At 72.7% G+C, this 7,169-nt stretch carries 7 protein-coding genes; 2 read left to right on the top strand and 5 right to left on the bottom strand.

Annotated features, from left to right (window positions below; all coding sequences use genetic code 11):
* Positions 1-135: 135 nt before the first annotated feature.
* Genes VF202_12615 through VF202_12635 form a run of 5 tightly spaced genes read right to left on the bottom strand, consistent with a single transcriptional unit; the run spans position 136 to position 5,429 of the window.
* Complete coding sequence (locus tag VF202_12615) at positions 136-1,056, bottom strand: ABC transporter permease (protein HEX7040956.1); 921 nt, start codon at positions 1,054-1,056, stop codon at positions 136-138.
* On the bottom strand, positions 1,053-1,931 hold the full coding sequence (locus tag VF202_12620; GenBank protein HEX7040957.1) for an ATP-binding cassette domain-containing protein: 879 nt from the start codon (positions 1,929-1,931) through the stop codon (positions 1,053-1,055). The genes VF202_12615 and VF202_12620 overlap by 4 nt, the downstream gene beginning before the upstream one ends.
* Before the next feature lie 24 nt (positions 1,932-1,955).
* Positions 1,956-3,056, bottom strand: a complete 1,101-nt coding sequence (locus VF202_12625) for a hypothetical protein (protein HEX7040958.1) — start codon at positions 3,054-3,056, stop codon at positions 1,956-1,958.
* Complete coding sequence (locus VF202_12630) at positions 3,046-4,080, bottom strand: beta-propeller fold lactonase family protein (protein ID HEX7040959.1); 1,035 nt, start codon at positions 4,078-4,080, stop codon at positions 3,046-3,048. The genes VF202_12625 and VF202_12630 overlap by 11 nt, the downstream gene beginning before the upstream one ends.
* Positions 4,081-4,133: 53 nt before the next feature.
* Positions 4,134-5,429, bottom strand: a complete 1,296-nt coding sequence (locus VF202_12635; GenBank protein HEX7040960.1) for an ABC transporter substrate-binding protein — start codon at positions 5,427-5,429, stop codon at positions 4,134-4,136.
* 214 nt (positions 5,430-5,643) lie between these two features.
* Here VF202_12635 and VF202_12640 point away from each other — a divergent pair, with 214 nt between their 5' ends.
* Positions 5,644-6,303: a response regulator transcription factor gene (locus tag VF202_12640; protein ID HEX7040961.1), complete on the top strand. Its 660-nt coding sequence runs from the start codon at positions 5,644-5,646 to the stop codon at positions 6,301-6,303.
* Between the two features lie 11 nt (positions 6,304-6,314).
* Positions 6,315-7,169: HAMP domain-containing sensor histidine kinase (locus VF202_12645; protein ID HEX7040962.1), on the top strand; the 855-nt coding region annotated here is incomplete at its 3' end.

Below are 7,169 nucleotides of genomic sequence, written 5' to 3' on the forward strand. Positions count from 1 at the left end.
CCCGGGCGCGCGCGGGCGCTCCTGGGCGCGGGCGCGCTCGTAGACATGCGCTTTGAGGCGACCCTAGGCGTGCATCGTGAGCGTCCGGTTTGCTGGGGAGGAACCGCGTGAGACCGCGTCCGCCGCGCCAGGCTCCTACCGGCCCGCCGAGGCCATGCGCCGCATCGCCCAGGCGGCGAACACCACCGCGACCGGACCGGCGCCGAAGGTCACGGCGATGTCGGCGGCCATGGGGAGCTGCTGGAAGCCCAGCAGCACGTACCTGAGCAGGTCGAGCTGGTAGCTGACAGGGTTCACGTAGACGAGCGCCTGGATCCAGACGGGGAGCTGGACGATCCAGCCGCCGCCGATCGCGAAGATCCCCAGCCGCCGCAGCTCCTCCCGCAGGGCCGGCGGGATCTCGAGGAAGCCGACGCCGCCTATCACGCCGCGCAGCGGGAAGATCGAGCCGGAGAGGAAGTAGAGGGGCTGGATCACGCCGTTGGAGATGCTGCCGAAGCCCTCGAACGTCTTCAGCCTGGTCGCGATGATCACGCCCAGTGCGGTCATGAAGAGGCCGAGGAAGAACATCACGCCCCAGGCGCCCAGCACCGACCAGACCGTGAGACGCACGCCGATGAGCGGCGTGAACAGGAGCGGGATCGTCCCCTGCAGCACGGAGACGGTCGCCCCGCCGAGCAGCTTGCCGAGCGCCACGGAGAGCATGGGCGAGGGCGACACGAAGACCTCGCGCATGATGCCGACCTCGCGGTCCCACACCAGCGCGATGGCGCACTGGAGCGCGGCGAAGAGCACGTTGAGGACGATCACGCCGGGGAGGATGTACTGGGCGTAGGTGTAGCCCTCGATCTCGCGCAGGGCGGCGCCCAGGCCGAAGCCGAGGATCACCAGCCACAGCACGGTCCGCGAGACCCCGCCGAAGATCTGCGAGCGGTCGCGGAAGTAGCGCAGCATCTCGCGGCGCCACATGACCAGCACCACCGACGGGGCGACGCCCAGCCAGGAGGGCGGCGCCTTGGCGCGGGGGCCGGCGACGGCGGCGGCGTCGGCGCTCACCGCGTGTGCTCCCCGCCCCGCTTGGCGAAGCTGACCATCAGGTCGCGCGCCGTGGCCTCCTCGTCGCGGAGCTGCTTGCCGGTGAGGGCTATGAACACGTCCTCGAGGTCTCCGCCCGCCGGGGCGTGCTTGGCCACGAGCTCGGCGGGCGGGCCGATCTCGACGAGGCGTCCGGCGTCGATGATGCCGACCCTGTCGCAGGCCTCGGCCTCGGGCAGGTTGTGCGTGGTCATCACCACCGTGAGGCCCTCCTTGCGGAGCGCGTCGATCCGCTCCCAGAGGTGCCTGCGGCCCTGCGGGTCGAGCCCGAGCGTCGGCTCGTCGAGGAAGAGAACGCCGGGACCGTGCATGAGCGCCCGCGCCAGCTCGAGGCGGCGCTTCATGCCGCCGGAGAAGCCGCGCACGCGCCTGTCGGCGGCCTCGGCGAGCGAGGCCCAGGAGAGCGACTGCTCGACGGCGTCGCGGCGCTCGCGCGTCGGGATGCCGTAGAGGACCGCGTGCAGCTCGAGGTTCTCGCGTGCTGTCAGGCGCTCGTCGAGCGCCGGGTCCTGGAAGACCATGCCGAGGACCTGCCTGACGCGCTGCGGCTCGCGCACGACGTCGTAGCCCATCACGCTGGCGCGGCCGGCGGTGGGCGCGAGCAGGGTCGTCAGCATGTGGATCGTCGTCGTCTTGCCCGCGCCGTTCGGCCCCAGGAGCGCGAAGAACTCCCCCTGGGCGACGCTGAAGCTCAGATCGTCGACGGCGACGAGGTCGCCGAAGCGCCGGCCCAGGCCTTCCGCCGCGACGGCGGGAGCCGTGCCCCGCGCAACCGCGGGGGGCCCGCCAGCGGCCTCGGCGGCCGGCGAGCCCCCACGTGCGGGATCGAGACTCATCGCCTAGACGGTAACCCGAGAGCCTCAGCCCCCGAGCACCTCGTGAGCCTGACGGAAGACCTCCTGGAGCTCGCGGCAGGCGGCCGCGGGGTCCTCGACGGCGGGACGCTCCTCTTCGTCCTCCTCCTCGTCGTCACCCTCGCCGGCCTCCTCGCCCTCCTCCTCGGCCTCCAGGCCGGTGAGCGCGCCTATCAGCTCGAGCGCCTCCTCGTGGACCTCGGGGTCCATGAACCCGAGGAACTGGCCGAGGTCGTCGGTCAGGTAGAGGTAGCTGACGGCGATGGCGCCCTCGAGCGCCACCTCGTCGTCGCCGGCCTCGTAGGCCTGGCAGTAGCCGGCGAGCTCCTCGGGGAGGTGGGCGGCCAGGGCGGCGAGGTCCCTTCCGGGGAACAGCTCGGCGTCGACCACGGTCTCGAGCACGCCGATCATCCGCTGGACCGGCGCCTCGGCCTCCTCGGGGTTGCCGACGATGGCTTCCTCGATCGTGGGCTCAGGGTAGATGGTGCCGAGGAAGTCGAGCATCTCCTCGATGTCGGCGCGCTGCTGCTCCGTCGCCACGTCGGCGATCTCGCCCCACAGCGCGCTCACGCGCTGGAGCGCGGCGTAGCCCATGGTGTAGGCGCCGAGCTCGCCCTCGACGGCCTCCTCGTACCCCTCGCCGACGCCGCCCTCGCCGAGCGACAGGTCGACGATCAGCGCCGCCGTGAAGACGGGGTCGGATCGGACCTCGGCCGGGATCACGACCTCGTAGGCCGCCTCGAGCTGGGCGCGCGCCTCGGCGATGGCGTCCTCCAGGCCGTCGCCGGACGCGGCGGCCTCCTCGACGGCCTCCACGGCCTCCTCGACGGCCTCGGCGAGCTCGGGGTCGGCGGACCTCAGCGTGCCCATGAACCTCGCCAGGTCCTGCTCCAGACCCTCGACCACCTCGAGGAAGTCGTCGTCGAGGTCGTCGCCCGCGAGCTCGAGCGCGTCGAGCCGCTGCATGGCGAGCTGGAGCCCGTAGGCCTGGCTCTGCACCAGTGTCTGCTCGAAGAAGGGCGCCCGCGAGTACTGCGCGGAGGCGACGGAGCCCGCCAGGAGGGCGGCGCCGGCGAGCGCCGCCAGGAGCACACGCTTACTCGCCACCCGGGATCACCCCGATCTCGGCGCTGTGCGCGCCGCGTCCGGCCTCGATGCGGTCCACGACGCAGAGGCACTCCGTGTCGATGACGCTGACGCTGTCGGACAGGCCGTCGGCCGTGTAGACCTTCTTGCCGTCCGGCGTGATCGCGATGCCCCAGGGACGGCGGCCCATCCGCTCACGGATCGTGGCGACGATCTCGTTCGTCGACGTGTCGATGACGTAGACGGCGCTGGTGCCGCCGCCCGCCACGTAGATGCGGTCGGAGGTGGGGTCCACGGCGATCTCCACGGGCCGGGAGTCGAGGCCCAGGTTGATCGTGTCGATGACCGAGTGGGTCGAGGTGTCGACGACCGAGACCGTGCCGCCGATCTCGGCGGAGACGTAGGCCCGCGTGCCGTCGTTCGAGAACTCGACGACGCGCGGACGGTTGCCCACCAGGAAGTGCTTGACGACCTGGAGGTTCTCGCGGTCGATGACGGTGACCGTGTGCGTGGCCTCGGCGGTGATGTAGACCCACTTGCCGTCGGGGCTCACGGCCACGCCCTCGGCCTCGACGCCGACGCGGAAGTTCGCGAGCTGCTCGCCCGTGGCCACGTCGTAGCCGGCGCCCTGAGCGATGGCCTCGAGGGCGGCCCAGATCTGGGTGCCGTCGGGGCTCACGGCCACGCGCTCGGGGTTGCCGCCCGCACGGAACTCGCCGACGACCTCGTTCGACTCGACGTCGATGGCGATGATCTTGTCCTCGGGCGTCTCGATCTGCGGGTTGAAGTCGGAGACCGCGACGTAGACGGTCTTGCCGTCGGGGCTCACAGCCAGCCCGCGCGGGCGCACCTCGCCGGGACGGCCCGAGATCGTGATCGTCTTGATGACCTCGTCGGTGGCCGTGTCGATGACCGTGATGTCGGCGCTGTACTCGTTGGCCACGTAGATGCGGTACGAGTCCTGGGCCTGCGCCGCGCCCACGGCCAGCGCCGCGGCCAGCGCTAGGGCCGCTAGCCTCCTGTTGGTGACGCGTCGTGCTCTCATGTTCTCCTCTCGACCGCCGGCCTCCGGCTCGGCGCGTGGTGTGGCTGTCGTGCTCAGCGGCGGCATGAGCTGGCGTCCGCCAGGTCGCCGATCTGGTCGAGCCGCTCGACAGGGTCGGTGCCCGGCATGTAGATCGCCGGCAGCTCGCCCACCAGCGTGGCGAGCGTGAACGGGTCGGTCTCGGTCTCGCTGATCTTCACGAGGTAGAGGGACTGCCTGAGCTGGCCGTCCCACGGGCGGAACGTCGTGCCGATGCCCTTCCAGACGTCGAACACCGTCGTCTCCGCCTGCAGGTAGCCGAGGACGTCCTCGGCGTCGGTGCCGCCGCCGAAGAAGGCGGCCTCGTAGCCGAGCTTCACGGCCTGGTAGACGGCCCACGCGGGCGCCTCCATCGGCTGGCCCTCGAACCTCTGGCGGAAGCGGGCGTTGAGCTCCCTGGCGCCGTAGGCGTCGAGCGTCGCCTCCCAGGCGCTGGCGCGGTGCCCGACGCCGAGGCGCGGCGCCGCCTCGCGCGAGGCGGCGTAGAACGCGCGCGTCTGCGCCTCGGGGTACGGGAAGCCCGTGACCTCGACCTCGAGACCCGCCTCGTCGAGGGCGGCGAGCACGCGCAGCTGCTCCGCGGCGGGCAAGAGGAGCAGGACGACGTCGGCGCCGCTGCGGCGGACGCGGTCGACCACTGGCGCGGCGTCGCCTCCCGGCTCGAGGGCGACCTCGCCGACGCTGCGGGCGCCGAAGTGACGCTCGCTGAGGCCGCGCTGGACGCGCTCGAGCTGCGCCTGCGACTCCTCGTCGGTGCCGTGCACGAAGAACCACTGCCGGTAGCCGGACCGCACGTACCAGCCGGCGAGGGAGTCGAGGTACATGGCCGCGCTCGGCGCGATGTGGAGGGCGGTGGCCTGGCACTGCTCCTGGCGCAGGACGTCGGCCGAGGCGCCGACGTTCAGGTAGGGCACCCCGGACTCGGCCGACCAGGCGCTGAGCGCCGCGGCCTCCTCCAGGCTGAAGCCGCCGGCGACCACGTAGGCGCCCTCGCCGACGAGCTCCTCGGCGACCGCGACGACGGCGTCGGCGCCGCTGGCCTCGCGCGTCAGGACCGAGAACTCGATGCCGAGCATCTCGGCGTTGAAGGCGAACTCCTCGCCGGCCATCGTCGCGCCGTCGGCGGCCGACCGCGCCACGGCGTCCGCCAGCGGCTCGCCGGTGGCGGGCGGCAGGATCACGCCGATGCTGAGGGGGCCCGCGGGGATGTCCTGCGCGACGGACGCGCCGGGGACGAGGATGCACAGCGCCGCGCCTAGCGTAGCCAGCGACCTCCTGGTCGCCGAGCGTAGCTGCGGTCTGGTGTCCATATCGTCAGTCTCCTCACGTGTACGGGTGGGCGGCCCGGCCCGCGGACCGCACCGCGGGAGACCGCACGGGAACGGTGTTCGGGGGCGATGGTATATCATGCCTCCGCCCGTGCCCCGTCGCGTCACCCGGGTCCGCGCGCTCCCGTCGAGGCGCGCAGGCCGTCGTCCCGGACGGCGCCAGCCTAAGTGCGACGGGTAAGTCAGGGGTAAGTGGATGAAGATCCTGCTGCTCGAGGACCATGCGGACATCGGCAACGCGCTGGCCGAGGCCCTCAGGCACGAGCGCTACCAGGTCGAGTGGGTCACGTCAGAGGCCGCGGCCGCCCGCGCGGCGGCCGAGCAGCGCTTCGACCTCGCCGTGCTCGACGTCATGATCGGCGCGCGCGAGGACGCCGGCTTCGAGCTGGCCTCCCAGCTGCGGGACGCCGGCTTCGAGGGCCAGGTGCTGTTCGTGAGCGCGCGCGACGCCGAGGTCGACCGCGTGAGGGGACTCGACCTCGGCGGCGACGACTACCTCGTCAAGCCGTTCGGCCTGGCGGAGTTCCTGGCGCGCGTGCGGGCGCTGCTGAGGCGGCGGGCCCAGACGCGCCGGTCCGTGCTCGAGAGGCCGCCGCTCCACGTCGACCTCACGAACCGCCGCGTGACCTGGGAGGACAGGGAGGTGACGCTGTCGCGGCGCGAGTTCGAGATGCTCGAGCTCTTCGCCCACTACCCGGACCGGGTCTTCACCGCCGAGGAGCTGCAGGAGCGCCTCTTCCCCGAGGCGGGCTCGGGCCCCCGCGTCGTGCGCGTCTACGTGAGCCAGCTCCGCCAGAAGCTCGCTGGCACCGTGATCGAGACCGTACCCGGCGGCTACCGCCTCGGCCTGGGCTGAATACTTGAGGCATGAGCCTACGGCGCTCGGTCTTCCTGGCCGTGATCGCGGCGGTGCTGGCCGCCACGTTCCTCGAGGGCGTGCTCGACGTGGCGCTCGAGGCGCTGGAGGACAGGCTGCCCGAGGGCGGCGCGTCGGGCCGCGTCGGGCTGCTCCTCGACCTCCTCGACGTGCCCGTGTTCGCGCTGCTTGGTCTGGCGCTGGGCCACCTGCTGTCGCGCCGCATCGCCAGGCCCCTCTCGCGCCTGACGCGGGCCACGCGGGAGCTGGCGGCCGCGGGACGGACCGAGGCCGTGCGGGTGCCGCCGGGCGGCGACGAGCTCTCCGAGCTCGTGCGCAGCTTCAACGCCATGGCCGAGGCCGTCGACGAGCACGTGGAGCGGGAGCGGGCCTTCACGCGCTACGCCTCGCACGAGCTGCGCACGCCGCTGTCGGCGATCCGCCTCCAGGTCGAGAGGGCGCGCCTGGGGCAGGCGCCCGCCGACGACGCGCTCCAGGTGGTCGAGAAGAACGTCAGGCGCATGGAGGAGGTGCTCGAGGCCCTGCTGTCGCTCGCGCGCTCGTGGGAGCACGCCGCCGAGCGGCGGCCGCTGGCGCCGCTCCTCGAGGAGACGCTGGCGGCGCTGCCGGAGCAGAGCCGCTCGCGGGTGCTGGTGCGGGGGCTCTTCGGCGGCGCCTACGTCTCGCACCCGCGGATCGTGCAGCAGGCGGTCGCGAACCTCATCGACAACGCCCTGCGCCACGGCGCGGGGCGGACCCGCGTGGCCGTCGCCGTCGGCGACAGGCGCCTGACCGTGCGGGTCAGCGACGACGGGCCCGGCGTGCCGGAGGACGCGCTGGCGCGCCTCACCGAGCCCTTCTACAAG

This window comes from Trueperaceae bacterium, from assembly GCA_036381035.1.
GTDB lineage: Bacteria > Deinococcota > Deinococci > Deinococcales > Trueperaceae > DASRWD01.